This is a genomic window from Nonomuraea sp. NPDC023979, from assembly GCF_040639085.1.
GTDB classification, from domain to species: Bacteria; Actinomycetota; Actinomycetes; order Streptosporangiales; family Streptosporangiaceae; genus Nonomuraea; species Nonomuraea ceibae.
Genome location: NZ_JBEZZG010000023.1, coordinates 74,760 through 100,595, shown reverse-complemented (window position 1 = coordinate 100,595; position 25,836 = coordinate 74,760). Strand labels below are relative to the sequence as shown.

Below are 25,836 nucleotides of genomic sequence, written 5' to 3'. Positions count from 1 at the left end.
GCCCGCACCGAGGTGCGGGCCATTCGGTTTTGCGGGGCCCTTTCCTTTATGTGGAGCGACTCGTGAGCGGTGTAACGTCGGTCGAGGCTTGTCGGGCCGGGACATCATCTAGGCTCGTCAGCAATGACTAGCGAGAGCCAGGAGCACGGCGCGCCGCGCCGCCCTGTCGAGGACGAGGTGGACGTGGTCGCCGAAGACACTCAGAAGCCGGCAAAAGACGGGAAGAAAGAGAAGAAGAAGGGGTCGTTCTGGAAAGAACTTCCCGTTCTGGTCGTCGTGGCGCTGGCGCTGGCGCTGATCATCAAGACCTTCGTCATCCAGGCCTTCTACATCCCGTCCGAGTCGATGGAGAACACGCTCCTCACCAACGACCGGGTGCTGGTCAACAAGCTCGTCTACCACACGCGCGACATCGAGCGCGGCGACGTGGTCGTCTTCTCCGGCGTCGACTCCTGGGACGGCGAGTTCCAGTTCGAGGAGCCGGCCAACCCCGTCGCGGGCTTCTTCCGCTGGGTCGGCACCGCGTTCGGCGTGGTCCCCGGCGAGAAGGACTACATCAAGCGCGTCATCGGCGTCGGCGGCGACCACGTCAAGTGCTGCGACTCCCAGCAGCGCATCACCGTCAACGGCGTGGCGATCGACGAGAGCGCCTACCTCTATCCGGGCAACCTGCCCTCGCGGGAGCCGTTCGACATCACGGTGCCGCCCAACCGCCTGTGGGTGATGGGCGACCACCGCCAGGTCTCGCTGGACTCGCGCTCCCACACGGGCGACCCCGGCGGCGGGTCCATCCCCGAGAGCCAGGTCATCGGCCGCGCCTTCGTGATCGTCTGGCCGTTCTCCCGCGCGACCACGATCCCGATCCCCGACACGTTCGCCCAGCCCGCGCTCCAGGCGCTGAGCGGGTCAGCCCCGCTGGTCGCCGGATTCGCGCTGGCCGTACCCTTGGTCGTGGTCCGTCGGCGCTGGCTGGTGAAGAGGCGATGACGGCCGTCACCGAGAAGGCAGAGGGCGTGGAGAAGAAGAAAAAGGGCGGCTTCCGCGAGACGATCTACCTGCTGGTGCTGGGCGTCGGGATCGCGCTGGTGCTCCAGGCGTTCGTGATCGGGTCGTTCTACATCCCCTCGGAGTCGATGGAGAACACCCTCAAGATCAACGACCGGGTGTTCGTCAACAAGCTCGCCGGCGCTCCCGGGCGGGGCGACATCATCGTCTTCAAGGGCTGGAACGGCGAGGACACGATCAAGCGCGTCATCGGCGTGGCCGGCGACCGGGTCGTGTGCTGCGACTCCAAGAAGCGCCTGACGATCAACGGCAAGGCGCTGGACGAGCCCTACCTCTTCCCCGACGACTTCCCCTCCGACGAGAAGTTCGACATCACGGTGCCCAAGGGCAAGCTGTGGCTGATGGGCGACCACCGCAGCGCCTCGGCCGACTCGCGCAGCCACATGGAGGAGCCGGGCAAGGGGTTCATCCCGGTCGACGACGTGATCGGCACCGCCGTGGTGCGCTACTGGCCGCTGTCGAGAGGGACGATCTTCACCACTCCCGACAGCTTCGCGAAGATCGAGTAGCTTCGGTCGCGGTATGCGGCGAATGGGGCGTACGCTTCGTGTGTCATGACAGTTGCGTTCCGCCCTCGACCGAGCGTCGTCCGGCGTGATTCCGGAATCCACGCCTACGAGCGGGCGCTCGCCCGGCGCGGCCTCACCCCCATCGCGGGGGTCGACGAGGCAGGCCGCGGGGCCTGCGCGGGCCCGCTCGTGGTCGCCGCGGTCATCCTGCGCAAGGAGATCAACGGCCTGGGCGACTCCAAGCTGCTCTCCGCGCCCGTACGTGAGCGCCTCTACGAGCGGATCGTCGACACCGCCCACGTGGGCGTCGTCATCATCCCGCCCGGCGAGATCGACGCGCGCGGCCTGCACAAGTGCAATGTGTCGGGCATGCGGCGGGCGGTCGCGCGGCTGTCCTGCGACCCTGGGTACATCCTGACGGACGGATTCCCGGTGCCGGGCCTGCCGGCGCCGTCGCTCGCCGTGTGGAAGGGGGATCAGGTGGCCGCCTGTGTGGCGGCCGCGTCGATCGTGGCCAAAGTGACAAGGGATCGGTTGATGGTCGCGCTGGACGACGATTATCCGCTGTACGGTTTCGCCGAGCACAAGGGGTATGTGACACCACAACACCGCCTCGCACTGGGGGCGCACGGCCCGTGTCCGCACCACCGTTACTCGTTCGTCACGGTGGCCAGGGAGATGGGCGAGAATGAAATGGGGGCCGGCGTTGCCTAGCCGGGCACACCGGGGGACCGGTACGACAGGAGGACCGCGATGAGCGCAGAGGATCTCGAGAAGTACGAAACCGAGATGGAGCTGCAGCTTTACCGCGAATACCGCGATGTCGTCGGGTTGTTTACGTATGTGGTGGAGACGGAGCGGCGCTTCTATCTGACCAACTCGGTCGACCTGGAAGTCCGCACGGCGGAGAACGGCGATGTGTTCTTCGACGTCAAGATGCAGGACGCCTGGGTCTGGGACATGTACCGACCGGCGCGCTTCGTGAAGCATGTCCGGGTGGTGACGTTCAAGGATGTGAACGTCGAGGAATTGGCCAAGGCCGACCTGGAAATGCCGAAGGAGGGCTTCTCGGGCTGACCGTTTCCGGGGGTGACCGCTTCCTGAGCTGGTGGTTTCCGGGGCTGGCGGTTTTCTGGGCTGGCCACGTCCGGGGCTGTGGTTTCCTGGAGCCGGTCGTTTCCGGGGGCTGGTGGCGGCGCGTGCGCACGCGTTCGTCCACAGGCCCGGCCCCGGTGCCCCGCACTTATCCCCAGAACCCCGTTCGGCCACTGCCGGCCCCGCCTCCATGAGCGAAAGTCGCTCCCCGGAGGTGCCACATGGCCGCGAAGAACGACCTGGGCAGGCACGGCGAGCGACTGGCCGCCGACTACCTGCGCTCCCAGGGCATGACCATCATCGACCGCAACTGGCGCTGCCGCCGGGGCGAGATCGACATCATCGCCGAGGATGGCGCCACGCTCGTCGTGGTCGAGGTCAAGACCCGATCGAGCAGATCCCACGGCACGGCGCTCGAGTCCGTCCGCCCCGCGAAAGTGGCCAGGCTGCGCGCCCTGGCCGCCACCTGGCTCGCCGCCCAGCCCCAGCCCTACGCGACCGTGCGGGTCGACGTGATCGCGCTGGAGCGCTTCGCCGGCGACTACTCCCTGCGTCACGTGCGGGGGGTGAGCTAGATGGCGGTCGCGTCCACCCGCAGCGTCGCCCTCGTCGGCGTCACCGGCAGCACCGTCGAGGTGGAGGCCGACGTCGGCAGCGGGCTGGCGGGCATGCACCTCATCGGCCTGCCCGACACTGCGCTGAGCGAGGCCCGCGAGCGCGTCCGGTCGGCCATGGTCAACAGCCACTACGCCTGGCCCGACGCCCGCATCACCGTCAGCCTCTTCCCGGCCAGCCTGCCCAAACGCGGCAGTCAGTTCGACCTGGCCATAGCCGTGGCCATCCTGGGCGCCGCCGGGCTGGTGCCCGCCCAGCGGGTCGCGGACATGTTCTTCCTCGGCGAGCTCGGCCTCGATGGGCGGCTGAGGCCGGTGCGCGGCGTGCTTCCGTCGGTTCTGGGCGCCGCCGGGGACGGGGCCGCCACCGTGGTCGTCCCCGCCGCCAACGCGGCCGAGGCGGCCCTGGTGCCGGGCGTGCGGGTGGTCCCGGTCGCCGACCTGCGCCGGCTCGTCGAATGGCTGCGCCGAGGCGACCCCCCACCCGCCATCCCGGCCCCTGCCGCAGCCCCCGCTATGGACCCTGCCGTGGCGCCCGCTTCAGGCTCCGCTGTGGCGTCCGCTGCAAGCCTCGCATCGGGCCTCGCTTCGAGCACGGCTTCGAGCCCCGCTCCAGGCCCGACTTCGAGGTCCGCTTCGGGCCGCGCTTCGGGCCGCGCTTCGACGTCCGCCGAGGCTTCCGGGCCCGCCGCCCAGGCGGAGGCCGGCGGCCCGGCCCCCGCCGCCCGCTCCGACCTGGACCTGTCGGACGTGGTCGGCCAGCCGATGGCCAGACGCGCCCTGGAAGTCTGCGCCGCGGGCAACCACAACCTCTGGATGCTCGGCCCACCCGGCACCGGCAAGACCCTGCTGGCCGAACGCCTCCCGACCCTGCTGCCCGACCTGGAGCTCGACCACGCGCTCGAAGTGACGGCCATCCACTCGGTCGCGGGCGTCCTACCGCCCAACAGCCCCATGGTCAGCCGCCCGCCCTTCGTCAACCCCCACCACACCGCCTCCGCCGCGGCCGTCATCGGGGGCGGCAGCACGGTCGTGCGCCCCGGCGCGATCTCCCTCGCCCACCGGGGCGTGTTGTTCATGGACGAGCCGAAGTAACCAGATTGACGCCTAAGCGATAGGCGGTGTGAGCAGCAGGAACACGGGTTCTGGGCTGTTGAGCCAGCGGTGTTCGTGCACGTCGGGAGCGTGTACACGCGGTCGCGCCCTGCGCGGGAACCGGTTATCGTCCTGCCGTACAACAGAAAACGGGCGGGGCCGGTGCGCCAACACCGGGACTCCCCGCCCTTCACCAGGAGGTATCAGCTCCCGATGCGTGTTCAGCGTACCGTGCACACGTCTGCGTTCGTGGTCATCCCGAACGCGATCGCCCAGCACCCCACCATGAGCCTCGCGGCCCGTGGGCTGCTGCTCATGCTTCTGTCGCTGCCTGACGGCTTTCAGATCAACGTGCGTGACATCTCCGCCATGATCCCCGGTCTCGGCAAGCGTGGCGCCGGTAAGGCGCTGGATGAGTTGGAAGCGTTCGGCTTCTACGTCCGTACGACGACGCGTGACAGGTGGGGCAGGGTCCGCACCGCGACGGCGGTCTACGACGTGCCGCAGATCAGCGTGACCGGTGCTCCGCTTCCCGTGTCAGCGACCGCCGGTAGGCCGACCCCCGGCAAGTCGGGCAGCAACCCCGTAAAGAACCCTCTCAAAGAAACAACCCCCCTCCCTACCCTCCCAGAGCGGTTGGCCGCTGGTGAGGATCTGGCGGACATCACCGCCCTGCCCGAAGGGGAGGGGCGGGGAGAGTCTTCGCCTGAGGACAACCCGAAGGGCAGCAACGAGCAGGGGCAGGCCCCTGCCGACGACCGCGACGATGATGGGCCGGACGACGACAGGCCGAAGGGCGGCAAGCCTGCCGACACTCGTAACGACACGGGCGCCGGGGGCGCCGTCGAGGCGGACCGCTCTATCGCTGGCGTCGTGGATCTGCTGGCGTGCATGCGGCAGCGTGACGCCCGCATGCTGTTCTCGGCGTCGGACGCAGCCCGTATCGCCCCGCTGGTCGAGGCGTGGCGTAAGCGTGGCGCATCGGACGGGGCGATAGTCGAAGCTGTCTGTGCGGGGCTTCCTGCCGAGCTGCGCTCGCCGGTCGGCCTGGTGATGAACCGGCTGACCCGGAAGATGCCCCTTCGTGAGCCTGTAAGCGCCCCTGTGACGCCCGTGGGGCCTGTTCTGGTCGAGTGTGACGGATGCGGCAAGCCTGCCCGTGTGGCTGGCTTCTGCGCTGCCTGTCGCACGTCGGCACAGGCGAAGGTCAATCCCATCGGCGACGACCAGGCGCACGACCCTGCCCTGTCGGGCGCTGCCCTTGCCCGCCGCCTCATGGCCGAGCGTCTGCATAAGGCCGCCTAGGACGGCCAGACAGCGCCTAAAAGCGCATGACGGCTCCATTCTCCCTTTCCTCTACCGCCGCCCTTCAGGGCAGTTAGGGGGCGCATTCAGAGTTTCACCGATTGACTCACCGCGTGTACACGGGCTAAAAGGCGCTACCAACCGTTCCCGGAGTGACAACCCCATCATTTGTCGGGGCAGTGTGAAAGATTGGTCATGTAGGGGCAAACGCCTCTACACCGCCGCAGGCGCCCACTGGGCTATTGCGTCGGCTCTGCCTCAACCGCTACGGCGGAGCCAGGCAGGCGTCAAAGCCCCGCCGGGGGCGGGGGCCGCTTCACCCCCACATCGCCATCCCTCGGCGGAGCGCTCCGCTTTCGGCGCCTGGTCACTTGATAACTGCATAGAGCGTGTACACGAGGTGAACGTTTGGGCCGCACCCCGGTATGTGAGCGGGTCGCTAGGGAGATCGATCGGCTAAGTCCGCTCCCAGCACCGCAGGAACACATACTCAGACTGCTACTGGCACAGCTACTCAGACAGCATGACGAACGGGAAGACAGCATGATTTATGGGCCGAAGGACACCGCCGGATTCAGAGACATGGTGATTGTCCGGCAGGACGCAAACGTACAGATCAACTATGTGAACTATGAAGACGGGCGCCTGTGGGAGGTCAATTGGACTGTAGGCGCCAACGGGGCCGTTGTCTCGGAAGCCCTCGGTTGCATTCCTCCTGTCGCTGTTCCTGATGGGCGCGGTTGGGAGACAGACGAGGGCGGACAGCGCACCTACGCGGCGTTCTGGGAAGCTGCCTAGCCCGTCGCGGACGGCGCCCGCTTCGGCGGGCAGTTCGTCACTCTCCGCGCTGGCCGGCGCTCTTCCATCCCTGGTCAACGCGGAGCCCGCCACAAGGGCACTAATCACAGCACGTGACATCCGCCCCCGTCTCGATGGCGGGGGCTTTCTATTGGAAGGACACGGGTTTGAAGGGCGACAGATACCGGCCTAGCTGGTGGAAGCTTCACAGGGTTCCCACGTTTGAAGTGGCTTTGCAGGACGGCGCTGGACTCGACAGCGCGCACAGGCTTCACATGCTCGCCATCGGACGAGCGCAGCAAGGCGGGCATGCGCACTTCGCCCCCGGTGAGATCGGGGGGCTGATCCGGAAGGTCAACGCCAGTACCGGCGAACTAGAGCCGTCGCCGGACAGGAACATTAAGCGGTGGATCGCCAAGCTTGTGGACGCCGGGCTGTTGGGTCAGCCGTCAACGGTGGAATGCCTGGTGCTGCCGTTCCAAATGATCGACTCGGACATCAAGAGGTCTCCACACCCTTGCCCGGTCCACGGACATACTCTGTCCTGGACTGCGGACGGGTGGATAGATCCTGAGGCGCTGTGGGATGACGCTCGGGAAGAGTTTCAGCGGATGATCGAGAGCATGCGCCTGCGTGGGGTGCCTGACGAGGCGTGGCAAGACACCAAACCATTTCGTGGTCTGTAGCCCAGCCGCCGGAACCACGAGATGGTCACCGAAAATGCACTGACCTGCGGAAGTTTGATTGTTGCTCTCCATATATAGAAGCAGCTCAACGGAGGTTTGAAAGGAAGGGTTTTAAGGGCTTACAAGTAAGGCCCAACGGGTTGGGCCTGGTCAGGATCTACAAGCAAGCTAACAAGCCTACGAGCGACCCCCCGGAACGAAGGGGTCGCAGTTAAGTGCAGTTACCCAGTAGGGCCGAGCATCGGCCCAGCTAGCTAGTACAGCCAAGAGCGTTGTAGCACCGGCGAATCGTAGGCCGGTGCAATAGGCACGCTTGTCAGCCATGAGCGCCCGGGAAGGGCGCATCTAAGTACGCATGAAGCGCTATCGGCCTAAGGGCCTATGGCGCTTCCAACGATAGAGGCAGCTTGGCTGCCGTCGAGCATTGGGCCTGTTGGCCCTTTCGACGGCCGATGAACGAGACGACGACAGTCGTCGATAGCAGGCGCCAGTCAGGCGCCCTATCTAGACACCGTTGAACAGGGATTCCGCCGTCAGGGCGGAATGCCCGCTAGGGCTTTGCAAAGCCATAGAACGCTTCGGAGACTCCGGCGATCCCTAACGGGCCGGAGTCGAGCCGCAAGGCGGCTTGCAGAGCCGTTTAGAACTCTTCGTTGAAACCAGGGCATCCGCCCTTGGGAGCGGAATGCCCACCTATGGCCCTCAGAGCCGCGTACAAGCCCATTGACGCTACCGGCGCGCCTAGCGCCCCGGAAACTGCGTGGTGACCGCGCTAGAGGCGCGTGGGGGCTTCACGATAACCGCTGATTCCGGCATGCCTGCCGGACGTTGAAGGGAGACGCGCTGTGGTGCGCAACTGCATTAGGTGCCCGGCGAGGCTGCCCATTGGGGCAGCAAGCCAGCGCCGTTACTGCCCGACGTGCGCGCGGGCGCGTAGACGGGAATCCAACCGCGAGAGCATGCGCCGTACACGGGTGAACGCATGAGGCGTGCACCTGCTATATGTGTGCAAAGTCACACTCACGGACTGTCGGAAAACCCGGCTTCCCGACACGTCTATTAGAGTGAGGGAAGTCCGCACAATCCAAGTAGGTCGCTTCCCTCACATTTGGTGTGTCGCTCCGTCCCGTCGTTGTCCTTTCTCCGGGATGTCGAGCGCTGCCACAGAGGCTAGCCGCCCCGCTGTCAGGCCAGGCTAGCCGCGCGATGCATTCCCGGCTTGATTCCTCCGGGGAAACATCGCAATGGGCGCCCCCATTCTTTCCCCTAGCGGGGGCGCCCTCTCGCTCTCTACAGCTTCCCCGACAGGGGATGGAATCCTGTAAGCACAACCGAAGGAATCAAGCAGTGCATGATGACGTGGTCTATCCGGCCCAGCTCGACCGGCAGGACCTTGCCGGAATGACACACGAAGCCATCCATGAGGCATACCAGGCAGGGCAGCTTAACGCTCTCATGGAGACCGGCAACTATGTGCGTGATCGTAGCCAGAGCGAAGCGACGCAGGACAGCGGCGGGGAATCCCAGCTAGAAGCCTTGCGCGCCTATAAGCGCCTCGTGGACGACCCTAAGCAGTTTGTTCGCGATGTTCTTGCCGAAGGTCCGCCGCAGCTCACACGATCCGATCTCCAGCGCATGACGCATGAAGAGATCAATGCCGCCCGCCTCGCCGGGCAGCTAAACGACCTACTTGGAGTCGCAGAAAGGAAGCCCGCTTAAAGTGCCTATCATCGTCTCTCGCGAGAAGCAGCCGGACAACACGATCCGGACCGAAAACATCTATAAGCCGATCCCATACCTTGACCAGGTTCCGCGCTTCCTTGCTTCTGAAGCTGCCATTAGGCAGCTCGACGCCTATAAGGCTTTGGTGAGCGAATACAAGGCGTTCAAAGCCGAGTATGACCAGACCATCAATCCCGCTCACGAGAGCCGGGCTAAGACTGCCGACCAGGCCGCCGCCCGCAAGGCGGTTGAGGCGGGCAAGCCGGTCAAGGACCCGACAAAGCACGCGGACGAATACCGTAGCAAGGCTGCCGTGTATGCAGTCCGCCATGAGGTATGGCTAGAGAAGCTGATCGAAGCTGAAAAGCTGGTTGAAGCTGAAATTTCCAAGCCCGGCAATGACGCTTTGATTGAACGCGCTCTTGAGATCGCGGAGGAACGCGCCGTCAAGTATCGCGAGCACACTAGTGCCATGCTGGAAGCACGTGACCACTACAGAGAATCCCTTACCGCCGTCCGGTGGGCGGTAGCGCAGTCGGCGGGTGATGCCGATACTACTCCGACCGTTCCGGCGGGAAAGATCCCCCCGCCGCCGCGCAGGGAACGTGAAGAGATCAACGTGACAGCTATTCTTGGCGACTCCGAACGGCATAAGGACAGGCTAGACGTTTTGGTGGGAACAGGTTATCGCAACGTAACCAATGCCGCGCTGAGGTTTATGTACGCCAGGCTGAAGGATAATCCCGCCTATAACCGTGACGAAGAGCCGAGCGGTTCCTACAAGGATCGGTTCTTTACTGAGTAGCACCACAGGCCCCGCTTTGGCGCGGCCTTCTTCGTTGCACCCACTAGGAAGGCATGTGCCGGCCAACCTAGAAGACGGCACGACGTGTCAGCACGACACAAGCACGAAGCCAAAAGGCCAAAGCTGCAAGCCAGAGAGCGCCCCCACACGGGGGCGACCGGCGAAGCACGAGGCACGTAACACAGCGTGTACACGCCCCCCGGTCCTACCAGGGGGTACCCCCACGGTCCAGTCAATGGAGAACAGTGGAGGGGCTGTCCTTCGCAATCCTTACGGGTCTGGGACTTTGGCCCACAAGGGGCCGTTACGCGTAGTGACCTGCGGTTTGGCGCTGATTCTGGCCGTCGAGAAACGGCCTTAAATTGCTTCAAAACGCCCTGAGATCGCCTTTTAGGGCCTAGCAGTAAGCCCCCTAGGGTCTAGTGACCTTAGGGGGCTTTTCTGCGTTCTAGGGCTGTTTGAGAGCCCCCGACCGGGAGTGTGAGGGAGGGGCGCAGTACGCCAGTGTTGCGCCCCCTGGCAGGAAACCGGAAAGGGGGGTTCGTCTGCCAGGCCGGTCGGGGGCCAGCGCCCCGGCAGAGAGCTACACGGCCTGCTCTACCGGGGGCGTATCGGATGCCTGACGACGGCTGCCCGGACGCCGGGCGGTGAAGTCGGCAAGGAAGTCGCGAAGAATCCCGTTCGCGCGGTCGTGAGCGCGTTCCCGATTGCTGAACTCTTCAGGCGGCCATGTGACGCCCTTTGGGTCGGGGAGTCGCGGGCGCAGGACAAACCGGCGGGAGGTTTCCTGCGTGACTGAGAAAGCCTTTATGTTGCCCACATAGCCGTACTCGATTTCGCCGAAGTTGGATTTCTCCCAAACGATCTCGAAAGACCTAGCCGGGCGACTCCCTGTCGCGGTGCCCATTGGTTACCCCACTGCGTGATTCTCGGCTGCAAGCCCGCGTCGCGGCTCTCGCGCGGCTTGAGTATCTAGCTTCCGCTCAAGCTCGGCGGCGTCCCAAGCAAGTAGGACGTTGAGCAAACCAGCTTGCGATTCTTCGCGGGTAATTCCCGCGTGCCGCCAGGCGGCCACGCCGTAAATAAGCTTGTCGCTGAACGCCCAGGTTCGCCCGTAGCGGGATCGCAGCGCACCAAGATTCGTCATGCTGCCGCCCGCGAGATCAACCAGGCGACGCGCTTTGCCTCCGTGCCTCGAACCACTTCTACCCGCCCGGCGCGGTCGGGCCTGTCGTCCACCAGCTCAACCAGATAGCTACCGGAGCGCGGGCCTACGCTGATTCTGGCTATCTGCCTTCCCTTGTCCGCGTAGATGACGAGCTGTGGCGGATACCAGAGCGATTGCGCGGAAGGCGCGGGCGAGGTCGCGCATTGAACCGCGACGCGCCTAATCAATTGCGCATTGATGCCGGTGGCCGTTAGGTGGCCTAGGACCTGGTCTAGTGCGGCTTTCTGTGCTGCTGCCACCGTCTCGGGGATTGGGTCGCAGAGCGAGTCACCGGGCGACACAGTTCTCTGTATGGTAGCCATGCTTCGACGGTATATAGGCTGGGGCGGTGCGGCCTAGGGTGTTTCCCGTTCTAGCAATAGTTCATCGCGGATGCCTGCAACGAACACGCTCATCTCATCGCCGTATAGCGCCGCCTGAGCGAAGCCATCAAATTTGGTGCGGTATGTGCCTATGTCTCGCGGGTCGGTTGTCACAATCTCGGCGTGCGGGGTTTCTACGGTTACTAGCCGGTCATCAAAGATGCAGAATGGCGTTCCGGGCAAGTCGCGCTGAGGCGCAGACATGGGCACTACGCCAATACTCACGTTGGGCAATCGCGAGATGGATATGAGTCGGTCTAGCTGTCCGGCCAACATAGCCGGGGGCAGGATGAGCCACCGAAGCACGGATTCCGTGATGACGAAATGGAAGCTTCGCGCTGTCTCATAGAGGATCGCTTGTCGCTCCAGGCGCGCACCTACGGTGCGGGTTGTCTCTTCTGGCGTGTAGTCTCGCCGCGCGACGACCGCACGTACGTATTCAGGCGTTTGGAGCAGGCCGGGTATCGTAGAGATTTGGAAGAGTCGCAGCGCGCTTGTCTGCGCTTCTACGGCTTGTATCTGCGCTTGCTTCTTGTGTGGCCCCATGCGCCGGTACAGGCGCCAAGCCGTAGCCTCTGTTGCCGCTAGGCGCGCCGCTTGAATGAATCCGGCCTTGACCTGTTCAGAGACGGCAAGGGCGGTGAGGATACGTTCAACGTCGGTGAGCGTTGGGGCCAGGTGGCCGTTCTCAATCTTGCTGAGCTTTGACGGGGACATGACGGCACTCCGGGCGACTGCTTTAGCGGGTAGGCCGCTAGCTTGGCGCAGTTCCCGGAGTGCTGTTGCTAGATCTTCTTTGTTCAGCCGTGACGCTCCCAAAAGGTCGCCAGCGGTTCGGCGTGCCTGAGAGCTAGCTCTCGGTATCCGATGTACTTATCGGCCTGGCTTTGAGGCAATAGCTCTGCCCCGACGTATGCGCCGTGCTCGTCGTAATCCATGCGGACGACTGTGCGGTCGTCGAATAGCCAAAAGTCGTGATCCGGAAGTCCGGGTACGTCGCGTTCGGCCAGGTCGAGGATATAGAACTCTTCCCCGGCCTTCGCGTTGCGGTGATAGCCCCAAGCGAACTCAAACCGAAGATAGTCCGTGAGGGGCGTAGTAACGACATGTACTCGGTACATGCGCTTTCCGGCCCGTACGGCGTTGCTCACGGTCGTAACCCACGGCGAGCTTTTGAACTCTTCGGGTTCTTCCTCGCCAGCGAGGAAGGCCGGTAGTCCTTTGCGTGTTCCTGCCGCGTCGTAGTAGTCCAGCGTTTCGAGCCTGAACGCTTCGCGGTCGAAGGTTTCGAAGAGTTTGCCGAATTCCTCAGGCGAGAGCACGGGCAACCTGCCGGAAGAGTTCTTCGGGGATCTCGGCGAGCGTTTCGTGATCGGGAACGTTTACGCCGTGGTCGTCCTGCACTCTGGCACCCTGGACCACGATGGTTCCCCGGTCGGTCTTGTAGATGGTGGGACAGGTGCCCTCGTCGCAGTCCTCGCCACCCAGCTTGGTTAGCCGCATGTCTGCCCCTCTCGTGTCGTGATCTCCATGCTTGAGGGCGCGCGGAGAGGGGTCAAGCTGTGTGAGTTGAGAGAACGGGAAACCATGACCCAGCCGCCGTAGTGTCTACACCCGCTGCGGGCGTTCAGCGACAGATTCGATCACTCTCCGCGCCCGCCGGCACTTGCTAAGCCCCTGGTCGACCCCCGATGTCCAGTTTCATACGCTTTCACGGAACGTACGCGTAGGACTTATCCGACGAATCTTTGCAGGGCGAGCGGGGAAGCCCCCGCCGCAGCGGGGGCCAGCCCGTCAGGAACGGGTGCCAAGCCTCACCAGCTCGTCAAGGTCTGGAATCACAAGGTGGAGCATGGGGGGCGTGTTCCGCTTACCGGTCCCGTCGGGGCCGAGGGCGTACGTGATCCCTCCGAGTGTGGACGTAGGCAGGTCTGGCCATTCGTCAGGGCTTCGCAGGTCGGGCCATTTGAGGACTTCCACGCGGACGCCTGCCGAACGCAGGAACCTGCCCCGCCCCTCGGTGTCGAGCCGCGACCAGTGCTCACCGAAGGTTTCGCCGGTCGGCAACCACTCGATCGATGACGGCCGGGACGGCATTGTCTCTAGCTTGGCGATGCGTTCATCCAGGGCGGTGATCTGCGCTAGAACGGCCTGACGGCCTGACTTGGATGTCATCGCCCCTAGCTGCTCCGAAAGCTCCGTTAGGGCCATCTGCGCCTGCTCTAGCGCCTCGCTGTGGTCTTCCCCTGGAACATGAACCTTGACGTGTCGTGGAAGGTGCCCGATGCGCTCAAGGATCGCCTCTTCAACCCGCGCTTCTAGGACGTTGTCCCTGATGCTGCCGTTGCCGCAGGAAAGGCCCGATACGGCCTTAGCCGAGCACCGGTAGGAGAACCAATCGCCGTGCCCAGATGGGTTCCTGTACAGCGGCCTCGCACAGACAGCGCAGTATGCAACCTGCAAGAGGGGAGATCCGCCCTTGCGGTTCCCCGCCCGCTTGTTGCTGTTGCCGTCGAGCGCTGCCTGTAGCCGCTCCCACTCAGCAAGCGAGATCAGCGGCTCTGCCCGCTGCACGGGCATGCCGTCGCTGCCTCGCACAACCTTCCGTTCGCCGGTCGGTGAGTCGTACTCGCTGCCCTGTGCTTCGTACTGACCTAGCAGCGTCTTAGACCGTAGAAGTTTGATCAGGTTGCCCACGCGCCACAGGGCGCCCTTAGGTTCCTTGCCTGCCCGCACACGCTGTACGTCCAAGGATGTGGGCACACCGCGCCGGTTCAGCTCCCTTGTGATGCTGTTGATGGACCGTCCTTCGATGACCAGGCCGACGACTTCCCGCAGGACTGCACTCGTCTCCGGGTCGATCTCTAGGCGCCAACCGTCGTCGGCCTTGACAGGCCGGTACCCGTAGGGGAGGAAGCCGCCCCGCCACTTGCCAGCTTTCACGTTGTGGTCGTATGCCTGCTTAGCCCTGGCTCGCATCGTCTTTCCCTCAAACTCGGCGAACACGGCAAGGATCGTTGCCACCATGCGGCCTACGTCTGACGACAGGTCGATACCGTCGTCTATGGCGACGATCTCAACGCTGTGGTCATCGGCCCACCTGAGCAGTTCCAGGAAGTCGAGCGCGTTTCGTGCTAACCGGTCGAGCTTCCAACACACGACGACGTCGTATGCGTCGGGCTTGTCGAGCCAGGCGGCCAACTCGGGCCGGTCCCACGGGCCTTTCGTGATGGCGGACACGTCGAGGTCTTCGGCGTAGCCGACGACGTGGGCGTCTTTCAGGTCTGCCCAACCGTCGATCTTCGCCCGTTGACGGGCGGGCGAGCTGGTGTCATCTGTGAGGTTCGACAGGCGTATGACGCCTAGGACACGCTTGGTTTTCATGTGACGAGCGTAACGATTTAGGCGTATATCTGCATGCTTGGACGAAGCACCGGAGTTCCCGCGCCACGTCCTCGACTCGCTCCGCCAGCCGCTGGAGTCGGGCCAGGTCACGGTGGCGAGATCGGCGGGCTCGGTCACGTTCCCGGCCCGCTTCATCCTGGTGCTGGCCGCCAACCCCTGCCCCTGCGCCCAGCCCCAGGACCAGGGCGAGAGCTGCCACTGCTCGCCCACGGTCCGGCGCCGCTACCTGGGCAGGCTCTCGGGTCCGCTGCTCGACCGCATCGACATGAAGGTCACCGTGGCTCGCTCCAGCAGGCGCGAGCTCCTGGCCGACCGGCAGTTCGTCGAGTCCAGCCGCACGGTCGCCCAGCGCGTCCTGCTGGCCCGTGAGCGCGCCGCCAAGCGCTTCGCCGGCACCCCCTGGCGCACCAACGCCGAGATCCCCTCGTCGTCTCTGCACGCCGACTACCGTCCGGCGGACGCCGCCATGCGCCCCATCACGAGCTGCCTCGACTCCGGCACCCTCAGCGCGCGCGGCCTCGACCGCGTCGTCCGCGTCGCCTGGACCCTCGCCGACCTGGCCGGCAAGGACCGCCCCGACGAGGACGAGACCTCCGCAGCCCTGGCGCTGTGGCTCGGCCTGACCCCCTGACCCGCCCCTTTTCCCTGTCCGTTCGCCTTCCGTCTCCAGGAGAAGCCCCCCGTGCACACCCCCGACCACGAGGCCCGTGCCGCCCTCATGCGCGCCGCCGACGCCGGCGACACCGCGATGGGCCGCCTAGTCTCCCACTACGGCGCCGTCCGGACCGCCGAAGCCGTTCGCGCCCAGCGCCTCCCCGACCCCGGCGACCCCCTCCCGGCCGACGGGGACCACTCCCGAGACCACTCCGGAGACCACTCCCGAGACCGCCCGGGAGACCACCCCGGGGACCTGAGCCACCGCCTTGCCACCTGGCACACCCGCCTCGCCACCTGGCACGCCCGCTTGACCGCCGCCGACCCCGCGGCGGACCTCGCCGCCGGCCACGAGGCCGGAGCCAGGCTCGTCATCCCCGGCGACCCGGAGTGGCCCACCCAGCTCGACCAGCTCGGCGCCGGTCGCCCGCTCGGCCTGTGGCTCCACGGCAACGCCGACCTCCGCTTCTCCTGCCTCAGATCGGCGGCCGTCGTCGGCGCCCGAGCCGCCACCCCCTACGGCGCCCACGTCGCCGCCCAGTTCGGCATCGGCCTGAGCGAGTCAGGCTGGACCGTCATCTCGGGCGGCGCAATCGGCATCGACGCCGCCGCCCACCGAGGCGCCCTCGCCGCCGACTCCCCGACGGTCGTCGTCCTGGCCTGCGGCGTGGACATCCCCTACCCAGCCGAACACCGGCCCCTCTTCGCCGCTGCCCGCGACCAGGGCGTCCTGGTCAGCGAGTGCCCGCCGGGCGTCCACCCCACCCGCGCCCGCTTCCTCATCCGCAACCGCCTGATCGCCGCACTCTCCCGGGGCACGGCCGTCATCGAAGCCGCCCTGCGCAGCGGCGCGCTCAACACCGCAACCCACGCCCTCACCCTCGACCGCCACCTGGCCGTCGTCCCCGGCCCCATCACCTCGGCCCAGTCCGCGGGCTGCCACCGCCTCCTCAGAGAGCAGAAGGCGGTCTGCGTGACCTCCCCCGAAGAGCTCATCGAGCTCGTCGGCACGATCGGCGACGACCTCGCCCCGCCCCAGCGCGCTCCGGCCCTACCCAGAGACGCCCTGTCACTCCAGACCCGCGCCGTCCTGGACGCCATCCCTTCGCGAGGCGGCGCCGGCCCGGCGACCATCGCCGTGGCCGCGGGCGTCCCCCTCAACACCGCCCTGAGCGCCCTGGGCTCTCTAGCGGCCGCCGGCTACGTCGAACGCGTCCCAAAGGGCTGGCGCATCCGCAAAGCCCCCTCGCCCGTCTACCCCAAAGCCACCCCCACCGCCGTCGACCAGCCCACGCCCCCTTCGGAACAGCACGCCGTCCCTTCCGAGCACCACGCTTCCGAGCACCACGCTTCCGAGCACCACGCTTGGGGGCACCACGCTTCGGGGCAGCGCGCTGCCTCGCCGAGGCCGCCCGGGGCGCCTCAAGAGCAGGGAGCCATCTCTACAGGGCCGTCTAGCGTCCCTTCCGGACAGCCCGCTGTCTCACCGGAATCGCCCAGGGTGCCTCCCGAGCAGCGCGCCGCCCCACCCAGCGTTCCGTCGGAACGAGACGCTGCGCCATCGGAGCCGCCCGCTGGATCAGCTCAACCACCTGCTCACCCGCCCGGAACGCCCGGATCGCCCGTCCCTTCGGACCGCCCACTGCTCGACGCCTCCGCCACACCCGAGCGAACCTCTCCTCCTCGCCCGGCTTTGCCCGAGGGACGGCCCACTCTCATCCCCTCACCCCGCACCGGCTCTCCGGCGCTCACGCCCCCGCCCAACGCCAGCTCGCAAGAGGACGAGACGCCGCTCCCCTCATCGACGCCCGCGTCGCAGCCCTGTCACCCGGAGAATCAGATGATCCCGTCACCCCGCCCGGAGCCGCCATGATCGACGTTCGCCGTACGTCGAGCGCGTCGCTTCCCGTGCGGCGTCCCGTATCCCCGAGCAGGGATGCATTCGTCAATCGGCGCGCATCCACCTCCGGTGCCGCCGGCTCGCGCTCTTGACGACCCGGGCCGCGGAGTCGCCGGACGGCCAGATCTGCAGGAGGTAGCGATCGGGTGCCTGCTCCTCGTAATAATCGCAGTGGCTCTCGTCCAAACCAGGAACGTGATACCGCAAACGATACTGACCAGGACCGGAGGGAAGGGGCGGGAGCGCGTAAATCTCCTCGTCTCCCCACTCATGAAGCGAAACGCTCCCCGTCGCCGAGGTGAACCCAATCTCCACGATGTCCTCGTACGCGTCCAAGTCCGGATCAGGCTCGAACGGCGTCACTTGAACGTCGAACCGCACCTTGCCGTAGTGCGTGCCGATGGTCAGCAAGGCGGCGCCTTCCATCACGCTGATGACCCCGAGAGGTTGCCCTTCATCGTCCTGACCTAAGCGCTCGGGAATGTCCGTCTCGTCATAGTCGTCGAGCAGGTACGCCTGGCCGTAATCGACACCGAGGGCGATGGTCATGGTGTGAGCGCTGGGCTGGAATTCCGTCATGAGCCGTGATCGTAAAGCTCAACGCAGACATTCTGACTGGCGCTGGGACCGGCCATTTCGACACGGCAACTGAATGTCTCCGCCCTGTCGCCCGCTCGGAATCCGCCGCCTACCGTACGGGCTGCCTTCTGTGCAGGCTGCTTCCGTGCGGCGCGTTTGCGTGCGGGGCACCCTCCGCGCGGGCCGTTTCCGTGCGGCGCGTTTGCGTGCGGGCCGCTTCCGGGTGGGCTTCTCCACGCGGGCCGGTTTCCACGCGGGCCGGCTTCCGTGTGGACGGGCTTCCACGCGAACGGGCTTCCGTGTGGACCGGTTTCGCGGGGGTGTCGCCTAATGTCGGCTTCAGGTATGGGCGGCCTTCGGCAGGGCGGGGCCGGGGGTAGGGCTGGCCTCCCTGCAAGCCGGGGGTGTGCGGGAATGTGTCCGCATCCGGCGAGGGGGACTCTGGGCGTAGCTCCGGTTGTCCTCCAGGAGGTGCCGTGTCCGCTGTTCTTGGTGCGCTGCTTCGCCGGGTGGCGCGGTGGCATCGGCCGTTGATGCTGATGGTCGCCTCGATGCTGTTGCTGCTGGTCGTCTCGGCGGTTGGGCTTGTGGTCGACGGCCGGGTGCTTCTGGGGGCTCCCGTGTGGCTCAAGCCGTTCAAGTTCGCGGTGTCGATGGCCGTTTACGGGACCACTCTGGCCTGGATGCTGTCTCTGCCTCATCGGGGCAGCAAATGGACCTCTGGGCTGGCCACGGTTTTCGCCGTCACCGGGTTCGTCGACACTGCCATCGTTGCGATCCAGGCTGCTCGGGGCACCTTCAGCCATTTCAACAAGTCCACCGAATCGGCCGAGAGAGTCATGCAGGTCATCTTCGGCAACGGGGTGCTTCTGATCATGCTGGCCAACATCGCGCTCGCGGTCATTCTGGCCGTACAGCGCGTCCATGCCGATCGTGCGATGAGCCGGGCGATTCACGCGGGGCTCACCCTGGCCGTCGTCGGCATGGCCCTGGGCTTCCTCATCCCCATGCAGGGGAAGGCGGAGATCGCGCTGACCACCGGGGGTGAGCGGGTGTTGCTGAGCAGTGGGCACAGCGTGGGCGTGCCCGACGGTGGCCCCGGCCTGCCTCTGACGGAGTGGAGCACCACGGGTGGTGACCTGCGGATTCCTCATTTCGTCGGATTGCATGGGCTTCAGGTCATGTTGATCGGCGCCCTGCTGCTGGCTGCTCTGGCGGCTCGCTACCCGCTCTTACGTGACGACCGGACTCGTGCTCGGCTGATCGGCGTGGCCGCCGTCGGCTACACCGGCCTGATCGCCTTGCTCACCTGGCAGGCGCTGCGTGCTCAGCCCTTGATCCGGCCTGACGTCCTGACGTTGGCTGCCGGCGCTCTTCTGACGGCGCTCACTGCTGTTGCGGCTGCTGTGGTGCTGGTAGCGGCCGGGCGTGCCTCGCATGGCGGGGAAGGGCGTGCCTCGGCTGTCGGCTGACTTTCGGAAGGGCTCTGCACCGGCCGCTGGTCCTGTCGCCGCCTCGCCGCGCTCCCGGCCAGTGCGCTCCGCGTTGCGCCTTCGGCCAGTGGCCCCCGCGTCACGCCTCTGGCCACTGCATCCCGCGCCGCGCCTTCGGCCGGTGCGTCCCGCGTCGTGCCTCCGGCCGGTGCGTCCCACGCCTCGCCTCCGGCCACCGCGAAGTGCTGCCCTGGCCACCGCTTCCGGTGCTGGCTCTTGGCTGCTGCGCTCCGTGCCAGGCCCCCGGACCATCGCAATCAGCTCTGGCCACGGGCTACCGCAATCCGCGCTGGCCCTGCAGCACCGCAACCGGCAGTCCGCGGTGGCTGAGGCAACCGTAAACCGTGCTCGCCTTGGCCAGCGGGGCTCGCGAGGCGTCCTTGCTGGTAGCAGCCGAAACTGTGGATGCAGGCAGTGGGCGGGCGCCTTGGTGTAGCGGCTCCGGGTGCGAGAAGGGGAGCTCGGCTTCGGGGCTGGCGGGTGGAGGTGCGGTGAAGGTAGGGGGTGCGGGGGCAGACTGGGAGTGGTGTTCAGCCGTGCAGTTCATTAGTTGTTGAGCAAATGGAGGCGGTTGTGGGGGATGGGCCTGCGGTCGGGGACGTTGTTGCGGAATTCGAGGCCTATTTGCGGTTTGAGAGGGATTTGTCGCCTCATACCGTGAGGGCCTATCTGGGGGATGTGGCCGAGCTGCTGGCTTATGTGGGCGGGGCGGTGGAGGCGCTGGATGTGGTGGCGCTGCGGGGGTGGTTGGCGGCGCAGCATGACGCGGGGAAGGCGCGGGCGACGCTGGCTCGGCGGTCGGCCTGTGTGCGGACGTTCACCGCCTTCTGCCATCGCAAGGGGTGGCTCGGCAGCGATCCCGGGTTGCTGTTGGGGACGGCCAAGGCGCCGCGGCAGTTGCCTGCCGTGCTCGATCAGGAGCAGGCGCGGCGGGTGTTGGACGTGCCGGTGGAGGGGGAGCCCAAGGATCTGCGCGACCAGGCTCTGCTGGAGCTGCTGTACGCCACCGGGATTCGCGTGTCCGAGTTGTGCGGGCTGGATGTGGATGACGTGGATCGGGAGCGGCGGGTCGTACGGGTGCTGGGCAAGGGACGTAAGGAGCGGTCGGTGCCGGTCGGGGGGCCGGCGATGCGGGCGTTGGACGGGTGGTGCGTGTACGGGCGGCCGTTGTGGGTGCGGCCGGGGTCCGGGGCGGCGTTGTTCCTGGGGGTGCGGGGCGGGCGCATCGATGCCGGGACCGTCCGGCGGGTGGTGCATGCGCGGGTGCGGCAGGTGGAAGGGGCGCCCGACATGGGGCCTCATGGGTTGAGGCACAGCGCGGCTACCCATCTCCTGGAGGGTGGGGCGGATCTGCGCAGCGTGCAGGAGTTGCTGGGGCATGCCTCGCTCAGCAGTACGCAGGTGTACACGCATGTGTCGATCGAACGGCTGCGTAGCGCCTATCGGCAGGCGCATCCGAGGGCGTGACGGCGGGACCTCCTGCGGGTGCTCAGCGGGGTGGGCGGCGGCGGGGGCGGCGGGGCTTGCGGTGCTGGCCGGTGGGGGTGGGCGGGGGATCGGCGGTGGGCGTTCTTCTCTTGGAGTGTCTGCCTTCCGGTGGGCGGGGGCGGTGGCGGCGGATCAGGAGGAAGAGGAGAAGTGCGGTGCCGATGAGGGCTGCCAGGGCGATGGACGGGGGTGCCGGGGTTGAGGCTGAGCGGGGGAGGAACGGCAGGGCGGGGGGTTGTTCAGGTCCTGGGGCCGGGGCTGGGGTCGGGGTTCGGGGTTGTTCCGTCTTTGGGCTGAGGGTCGATGCCTGGCTCTGGGCTGGAGGCAGGGATTGCCAGAAGGGGAGGAGGCGGACGGGGGCTCGGGCCAGGAGCAGGAGCGGGTCGAGGTAGGTGGTGTCGCGTTTGAGGCCCCAGTGGAGGCAGGACTCGGGGCAGTGCGGCGGTGGTGAAGGGGCGATGGCGCCCAGGCGGTCTCCGAGCGCTACGGGGTCGCCTCGGCGTACGGCGGGGATGACCGGGAGGTAGGTCGTGCGGAGGCCGTCCGCGTGGTTGACCGTGACCACGCCGCGGCCTGCCACGGGGCCGGCGAAGCCGACCGTGCCCGGGCCTGCGGCGAGGACGGGGGTGGCTGCTGGAGCGGCCAGGTCCACGCCGCGGTGGCCCGCCAGCCAGGGGGCCGGGGGCGGGGCGAAACGGCTCAGGATGCGGGGTGTGCCGTCGAGGGGCCAGCGCCACGGTGGGCGGTCTGCGGTGGCCGGGGTGGTGGGGACGAGGACGGCGCAGGTCAGGGCGAGGATGATCGCCAGGAACCTCAGCGTGGTGCGGGGTGAGGGGCGGCGGGGCATGGGGGGAGTCTGCGGCGGGGGCAGGGGGTGCGGGGGGCCGAGCGGGGTTCTGTGGATAAGGGGTTCTGTGGATAAGGGGAAGGGCTCAGCGGGAGCGGAGCGGGGAGGCCCAGATCCAGGCGGTGCTGAGGGCGATGCCCGCCGCGCAGATGAAGATCACGGGGCGTAGGCCGAGGACCTCGGCGAGGAGGCCGCCTGCGAGGCCGCCGAGGGCCATGACGCCCTGGACGGCGAAGGTCATGGTGGCGTTGACGCGGGCGCGGAGTTCGGTGGGGGAGTCGCGCAGGGTGATGGCGCCCATGCAGGTGGCGAAGGCGACGACGATGCCGCCGGTGAGGACGCCCGTGGTGGCGAGGACGACGAGCTTCCACCAGAGGGCGCCGTTGAGGAGGCCCACCGCGAGGATCTCCAGGGGGAAGAACAGCACCGATCCGAGGAGGATCCGGTTCTCGCCGAAGCGCTTGGCCAGGCGGGTGGTGGCCCAGGCGCCCAGCAGGCCGCCGGCGCCGCTGAGGGCGATGAGGACGCCGATCAGGCCCTGGGGGATGCCCAGGGTGTTCACCATGTAGAGGATGTGGACGGCCGTGTAGGCCATGGCGAAGAAGTTGATCGTGACGCCGGCGCCGAGCAGGGCGCGCAGGGTCGGGATGGTGGTGCTCGTGCGCAGGCCCTCGACGATGTCGCGCCACATGCCGCGAGTGGGGGCGGGTTCGGCGTGTTCGGGAGTGCGGATCGAACGCAGGAGCAGCGCCGAGCTCAGGAAGGAGAGCGATTCGGCGAGCACGGCCAGCGGTGCGGTGAGGATCTGCACCAGCAGGCCGGCGAGGCCGGGGCCCGCCACGGACGCCATCGAGTAGGAGGCGTGGAAGCCGGCCAGGGCGCTGGTCCGCTGGTTCTCGGGGACGATCGCGGCCAGGTGGGGGAAGTTCGCCGCGCGGAAGGTGACGCCGGCGGTGCCGATCACGAGGGCGACGACGATCAGCCACGGGACCGTGAGCACGCCCAGCAGCCAGGCCACGGGGACGGTCACGGCGGCCACGGCCGACACGAGCTCGCAGGCGATCATCAGGGGGCGGTGGCGGCTGAGGCGGTCCGCGATGGCTCCTGCCTGCAGGCCGAACAGCAGGGCGGGCAGCGAGGCGGCGGCGGTCAGGATGCCCATCTCGGCGGGGCCGGCGGCCAGGAGGGTGACCGCTGTGAGGGGGATCGCCAGCTTGGAGACCTCCGAGCCGGTGATGGAAATCGTACGGGCCGACCACAGCAGCCGGTAGTCGCGCTGCTTGCGAAGAGGAAGGTCGGACAGCGGAGGGTCTGGCAGCGGGGAATCGGTGCGAGGTGCGCCGGTCATGGGGGACTCCAAGAGGATGCAAAGTTGTGAAGGAAACCCTTCACAACTCTGAAAGTAGTCCTTCAGAGTTGTGAAGGCAACCTTTCACGAATGTCCCGGTACCGTTGGCGCATGGAGCTGGACGATCCGAAGGCGATGCGGGCACTGGCCCATCCAGCCAGGCTGGCCATACTGAACCGGCTCGGCGCCGGAAGGAGCGCGACCGCCACCGAGGTCGCCGAGGACGCCGGGATCACCCCCAGCGCGGCCAGCTACCACCTGCGGATGCTCGCCAAGTACGGCTTCGTGGAGGACGCCCCGCCGCGCGGCGACGGGCGCGAACGGCTGTGGAAGGCCGTCGACAGGTCACTCGCGATCGGCATCCTGCCCGGCGACCGGCCCGAGGTGCGGGAGGCCAAGGACCTGCTCATCCGGGCGGTGCGCAAGGACGCCGAGAAGGAGCTGGAGCGGGCCCTGTCCAACCTGCCGCAGGAGCCCGAAGAATGGCGGGACGCGAGCCGCTTCAGCCGGATCACGCTGCGCCTCGACGCGCAGGAGATGGGACGCCTCTACGCCGACATCGAGAAGCTGCTCGCCCCGTACATCGCCCGTCACCGTAGCCCGGAGGACGCGCCACCCGGGGCGAGGGTGGCGGAGGCGCAGGTGAGCCTGTTCCCGCAAGCCGACCGGCCGGTGCCCGGGCTGCCCAGCGAGGACCACGACGCCGGCGGCTGAGCCGTGCGCGCCGCCGGTTGACCTCGACGGTCAGGCGGGGGTGGCATGGGAGGTAGACTTTTCGATGGCCTGTGACCACAGGCCGACTTCGCATGCCTCACGAAGGACCGCACCATCGGTCCGGGCCTCGGCCCGGCTGGAGCGGTTCCGGGGCATCAGGGCGGTAGCTCGCCGGCTGCCGCGGCACAACCGAGAATCGCGCCCACTCGCGGGGCGCCCTGACTTGGAGGACCAGCACATGGCCCCCGTCGTCACCATGCGACAGCTGCTCGAGAGCGGCGTTCACTTCGGCCACCAGACCCGCCGCTGGAACCCGAAGATGAAGCGCTTCATCTTCACCGAGCGCAACGGCATCTACATCATCGACTTGCAGAAGTCGCTGTCGTACATCGACCGTGCGTACGACTTCGTCAAGGAGACCGTCGCCCACGGCGGCACGATCCTGTTCATCGGCACCAAGAAGCAGGCTCAGGAGGCCATCTCCGAGCAGGCCGCCCGGGTCGGCATGCCGTACGTGAACCAGCGCTGGCTGGGCGGCATGCTCACCAACTTCTCCACCGTGCACAAGAGGCTTCAGCGTCTGAAGGAGCTCGAGGAGCTCGACTTCGACAACGTCGCCGCGTCGGGGCTCACCAAGAAGGAGCTCCTCATGCGCCGCCGCGAGAAGGACAAGCTCGAGCGCACGCTCGGCGGCATCCGTGACATGGGCCGCGTGCCCAGCGCGGTGTGGATCGTGGACACCAAGAAGGAGCACATCGCGATCAGCGAGGCCAAGAAGCTTGGCATCCCGGTCGTCGCGATCCTCGACACCAACTGCGACCCCGACGAGGTCGACTACCCGATCCCGGGCAACGACGACGCCATCCGCGCCGTCGGGCTGCTCACGCGCGTCGTGGCCGACGGTGTCGCCGCCGGTCTGATGGCCCGCTCCGGCGCCGCCCGCGGCGACGAGAAGCCGGCCGCCGCCGAGCCGCTGGCCGAGTGGGAGCGCGAGCTCATCGAGCAGGGTGGTGGCGAGCAGGCCGCCGCGGCCGAGGCGCCCGCCGCTGAGGAGGCCGTCGCCGAGGCTCCGGCCGCTGAGGCCCCGGTCGCCGAAGCCGCTCCCGAGGCTGAGGCGGCTCCCGCCGAGGCTGAGGCCGCGGCCGAGGGCGAGACCGCCGAGGCCGCCGAGACCGAGCAGCAGGCCTGACGCCTTCCCGCCCGGGCCTTCGGGTCCGGACCGGGCCAGGGGTTCCGGGGTCCGGCTGATCGAGAGGTCGGCCGGACGCCCACCGGGACGCCGGGGCATCGGACCGGCGGGCCAGGGGCTCGGGGTGGTGGTTCGCCACCGCCCTCGGGTCGACGGCTCGCCGCCGGGCCGGCTCTGTGGCCGCCGCGAGTGGCCGCCACAGGTGGCACCCGGGGTGAGCCCGCCGCAGCCGACAGGCCGCCGCAAGGGGTGAGCCGCCGGACCGCCAGCCGGACCGGTGGGCCGCCGCAGGCTCCGGTAGGTGGACCGCTAGCTTGGAGCGGTGGGCCGACGCCGCAGGCGACGGGCTGGTGGACTTCCGCAGGCTCAGGCCGGTGGGGTCCGCAGGCCGCAGTCGGTGGGGTTCCGCAGGCTCCGGTCGGTGGATGCCACGGGCCGGGATCGGCGGGCCGCCGCAGGTGGCGGGACGCTTGACCGCACGTCCGGTCGGTGGGCCGCCGCAGGTGGGCGCAGGGCCGGGGTCGCAGGCGGCAGTACGGCGGGCCGCGGGGTTCGGGCGGGTGACCGCCAAAGCCCCGAGGCCCAGGGTCCCGAGGCCCCACAAGGCCACGGTCCCAGGCTCCAAGGGCCACGATCCAAGGGCCACGGTCCAAGGGCCACGGTCCCAGGGCCACGGTCCCAGGCTCCACGGTCCAAGGGCCACGGCTCACGGGCGACGGCTCAGGGCGTACGGCTTGCGGGTCGGGCTCAGGGGCCGCGGATGAGACGGTGAAGCGGTTCGGGAGCCCCCGGGCGAGGGTCGAAGGGCACGGCCCCGGGGCAGAGGGTATGGCTCCCGGGCCCATCGAGAGGCTTCTGTGCGGCACCCGGTGCCGTACCGACAAGCGGGTGGGCGGCCCCCACCCCTTCCACGACGAACAACCCACGACGACATC

General features: G+C 67.4%; 24 protein-coding genes and 1 pseudogene. 16 read left to right on the top strand and 9 right to left on the bottom strand.

The window, feature by feature from the left end:
• Positions 1-123 precede the first annotated feature (123 nt).
• From lepB (AB0G11_RS32475) to AB0G11_RS32430, 10 genes and pseudogenes are all read left to right on the top strand, one after another.
• Entirely contained in the window at positions 124-987 is an 864-nt protein-coding gene (gene lepB, locus AB0G11_RS32475) for a signal peptidase I (RefSeq protein ID WP_219511964.1), read from the top strand.
• Complete coding sequence (lepB, locus tag AB0G11_RS32470) at positions 984-1,574, top strand: signal peptidase I (protein WP_219511945.1); 591 nt, start codon at positions 984-986, stop codon at positions 1,572-1,574. Before lepB (AB0G11_RS32475) ends, lepB (AB0G11_RS32470) begins: the two co-directional genes overlap by 4 nt.
• Positions 1,575-1,619: 45 nt before the next feature.
• Positions 1,620-2,288, top strand: coding sequence for a ribonuclease HII (locus AB0G11_RS32465; RefSeq protein WP_357590454.1), 669 nt, complete (start codon positions 1,620-1,622; stop codon positions 2,286-2,288).
• A gap of 39 nt (positions 2,289-2,327) precedes the next feature.
• On the top strand, positions 2,328-2,651 hold the full coding sequence (locus tag AB0G11_RS32460) for a DUF2469 domain-containing protein (RefSeq protein ID WP_357590452.1): 324 nt from the start codon (positions 2,328-2,330) through the stop codon (positions 2,649-2,651).
• A 239-nt stretch (positions 2,652-2,890) separates the two neighbouring features.
• Positions 2,891-3,244, top strand: coding sequence for a YraN family protein (locus AB0G11_RS32455; protein ID WP_219511891.1), 354 nt, complete (start codon positions 2,891-2,893; stop codon positions 3,242-3,244).
• Positions 3,245-4,369: pseudogene (locus AB0G11_RS32450) on the top strand (ATP-binding protein); the annotation flags it as partial. It abuts the gene before it with no gap.
• 222 nt (positions 4,370-4,591) lie between these two features.
• Positions 4,592-5,683, top strand: coding sequence for a hypothetical protein (locus tag AB0G11_RS32445; RefSeq protein ID WP_357590450.1), 1,092 nt, complete (start codon positions 4,592-4,594; stop codon positions 5,681-5,683).
• 1,073 nt (positions 5,684-6,756) lie between these two features.
• Positions 6,757-7,167, top strand: a complete 411-nt coding sequence (locus AB0G11_RS32440; protein ID WP_357590448.1) for a hypothetical protein — start codon at positions 6,757-6,759, stop codon at positions 7,165-7,167.
• Between the two features lie 1,347 nt (positions 7,168-8,514).
• Complete coding sequence (locus AB0G11_RS32435) at positions 8,515-8,886, top strand: hypothetical protein (RefSeq protein WP_357590446.1); 372 nt, start codon at positions 8,515-8,517, stop codon at positions 8,884-8,886.
• Between the two features lies 1 nt (position 8,887).
• Positions 8,888-9,694, top strand: coding sequence for a hypothetical protein (locus tag AB0G11_RS32430; RefSeq protein ID WP_357590444.1), 807 nt, complete (start codon positions 8,888-8,890; stop codon positions 9,692-9,694).
• A 583-nt stretch (positions 9,695-10,277) separates the two neighbouring features.
• Here the strand turns inward: AB0G11_RS32430 and AB0G11_RS32425 are convergent.
• The 6 genes from AB0G11_RS32425 to AB0G11_RS32400 form a co-directional block, all read right to left on the bottom strand.
• The gene (locus AB0G11_RS32425; protein ID WP_357590442.1) at positions 10,278-10,601 is read right to left on the bottom strand and encodes a hypothetical protein; all 324 of its coding nucleotides are present in this window, start codon (positions 10,599-10,601) and stop codon (positions 10,278-10,280) included.
• 236 nt (positions 10,602-10,837) lie between these two features.
• Positions 10,838-11,224 carry a hypothetical protein gene (locus tag AB0G11_RS32420; RefSeq protein WP_357590440.1) on the bottom strand — a complete coding sequence of 129 codons (387 nt, stop codon included), beginning with the start codon at positions 11,222-11,224 and terminating at the stop codon, positions 10,838-10,840.
• Positions 11,225-11,257: 33 nt separating this feature from the next.
• Positions 11,258-12,103 carry a helix-turn-helix transcriptional regulator gene (locus AB0G11_RS32415; RefSeq protein ID WP_357590438.1) on the bottom strand — a complete coding sequence of 282 codons (846 nt, stop codon included), beginning with the start codon at positions 12,101-12,103 and terminating at the stop codon, positions 11,258-11,260.
• Positions 12,085-12,606 carry a DUF6879 family protein gene (locus AB0G11_RS32410; protein ID WP_357590436.1) on the bottom strand — a complete coding sequence of 174 codons (522 nt, stop codon included), beginning with the start codon at positions 12,604-12,606 and terminating at the stop codon, positions 12,085-12,087. The genes AB0G11_RS32415 and AB0G11_RS32410 overlap by 19 nt, the downstream gene beginning before the upstream one ends.
• Positions 12,593-12,787, bottom strand: a complete 195-nt coding sequence (locus AB0G11_RS32405; protein WP_357590434.1) for a hypothetical protein — start codon at positions 12,785-12,787, stop codon at positions 12,593-12,595. Before AB0G11_RS32405 ends, AB0G11_RS32410 begins: the two co-directional genes overlap by 14 nt.
• 291 nt (positions 12,788-13,078) lie before the next feature.
• Entirely contained in the window at positions 13,079-14,668 is a 1,590-nt protein-coding gene (locus AB0G11_RS32400) for a recombinase family protein (protein ID WP_357590432.1), read from the bottom strand.
• Between the two features lie 37 nt (positions 14,669-14,705).
• On the opposite strand from AB0G11_RS32400, the gene AB0G11_RS32395 reads away from it, so the two are divergent.
• Both AB0G11_RS32395 and dprA read left to right on the top strand, forming a co-directional pair.
• Positions 14,706-15,320 carry an ATP-binding protein gene (locus AB0G11_RS32395; RefSeq protein WP_357590430.1) on the top strand — a complete coding sequence of 205 codons (615 nt, stop codon included), beginning with the start codon at positions 14,706-14,708 and terminating at the stop codon, positions 15,318-15,320.
• 51 nt (positions 15,321-15,371) lie between these two features.
• Positions 15,372-17,216, top strand: a complete 1,845-nt coding sequence (dprA, locus tag AB0G11_RS32390; protein ID WP_357590428.1) for a DNA-processing protein DprA — start codon at positions 15,372-15,374, stop codon at positions 17,214-17,216.
• A gap of 72 nt (positions 17,217-17,288) precedes the next feature.
• On the opposite strand, the gene AB0G11_RS32385 is transcribed toward dprA, so the two are convergent.
• Positions 17,289-17,822, bottom strand: a complete 534-nt coding sequence (locus AB0G11_RS32385; RefSeq protein ID WP_357590426.1) for a hypothetical protein — start codon at positions 17,820-17,822, stop codon at positions 17,289-17,291.
• Positions 17,823-18,298: 476 nt separating this feature from the next.
• Between AB0G11_RS32385 and AB0G11_RS32380 the strand changes: the two genes are divergently transcribed.
• Together AB0G11_RS32380 and AB0G11_RS32375 are read left to right on the top strand one after the other, a co-directional pair.
• Positions 18,299-19,294 carry a hypothetical protein gene (locus AB0G11_RS32380; RefSeq protein ID WP_357590424.1) on the top strand — a complete coding sequence of 332 codons (996 nt, stop codon included), beginning with the start codon at positions 18,299-18,301 and terminating at the stop codon, positions 19,292-19,294.
• A 582-nt stretch (positions 19,295-19,876) separates the two neighbouring features.
• Positions 19,877-20,782 (top strand): tyrosine recombinase XerC, encoded by a 906-nt coding sequence (locus AB0G11_RS32375; protein WP_357590422.1) that lies wholly within the window; start codon positions 19,877-19,879, stop codon positions 20,780-20,782.
• 22 nt (positions 20,783-20,804) lie between these two features.
• Here AB0G11_RS32375 and AB0G11_RS32370 read toward each other — a convergent pair whose 3' ends face one another.
• Both AB0G11_RS32370 and AB0G11_RS32365 read right to left on the bottom strand, forming a co-directional pair.
• A complete protein-coding gene (locus AB0G11_RS32370; protein ID WP_357590420.1) occupies positions 20,805-21,650 on the bottom strand; it encodes a M23 family metallopeptidase in 846 nt (281 codons plus the stop codon).
• 85 nt (positions 21,651-21,735) lie between these two features.
• Positions 21,736-22,998, bottom strand: coding sequence for an MFS transporter (locus AB0G11_RS32365; RefSeq protein ID WP_357590418.1), 1,263 nt, complete (start codon positions 22,996-22,998; stop codon positions 21,736-21,738).
• Positions 22,999-23,109: 111 nt separating this feature from the next.
• Here AB0G11_RS32365 and AB0G11_RS32360 point away from each other — a divergent pair, with 111 nt between their 5' ends.
• Together AB0G11_RS32360 and rpsB are read left to right on the top strand one after the other, a co-directional pair.
• The gene (locus tag AB0G11_RS32360) at positions 23,110-23,712 is read left to right on the top strand and encodes a winged helix-turn-helix domain-containing protein (RefSeq protein WP_219510003.1); all 603 of its coding nucleotides are present in this window, start codon (positions 23,110-23,112) and stop codon (positions 23,710-23,712) included.
• A 238-nt stretch (positions 23,713-23,950) separates the two neighbouring features.
• The gene (rpsB, locus tag AB0G11_RS32355; RefSeq protein WP_357590416.1) at positions 23,951-24,901 is read left to right on the top strand and encodes a 30S ribosomal protein S2; all 951 of its coding nucleotides are present in this window, start codon (positions 23,951-23,953) and stop codon (positions 24,899-24,901) included.
• Positions 24,902-25,836: the final 935 nt, after the last annotated feature.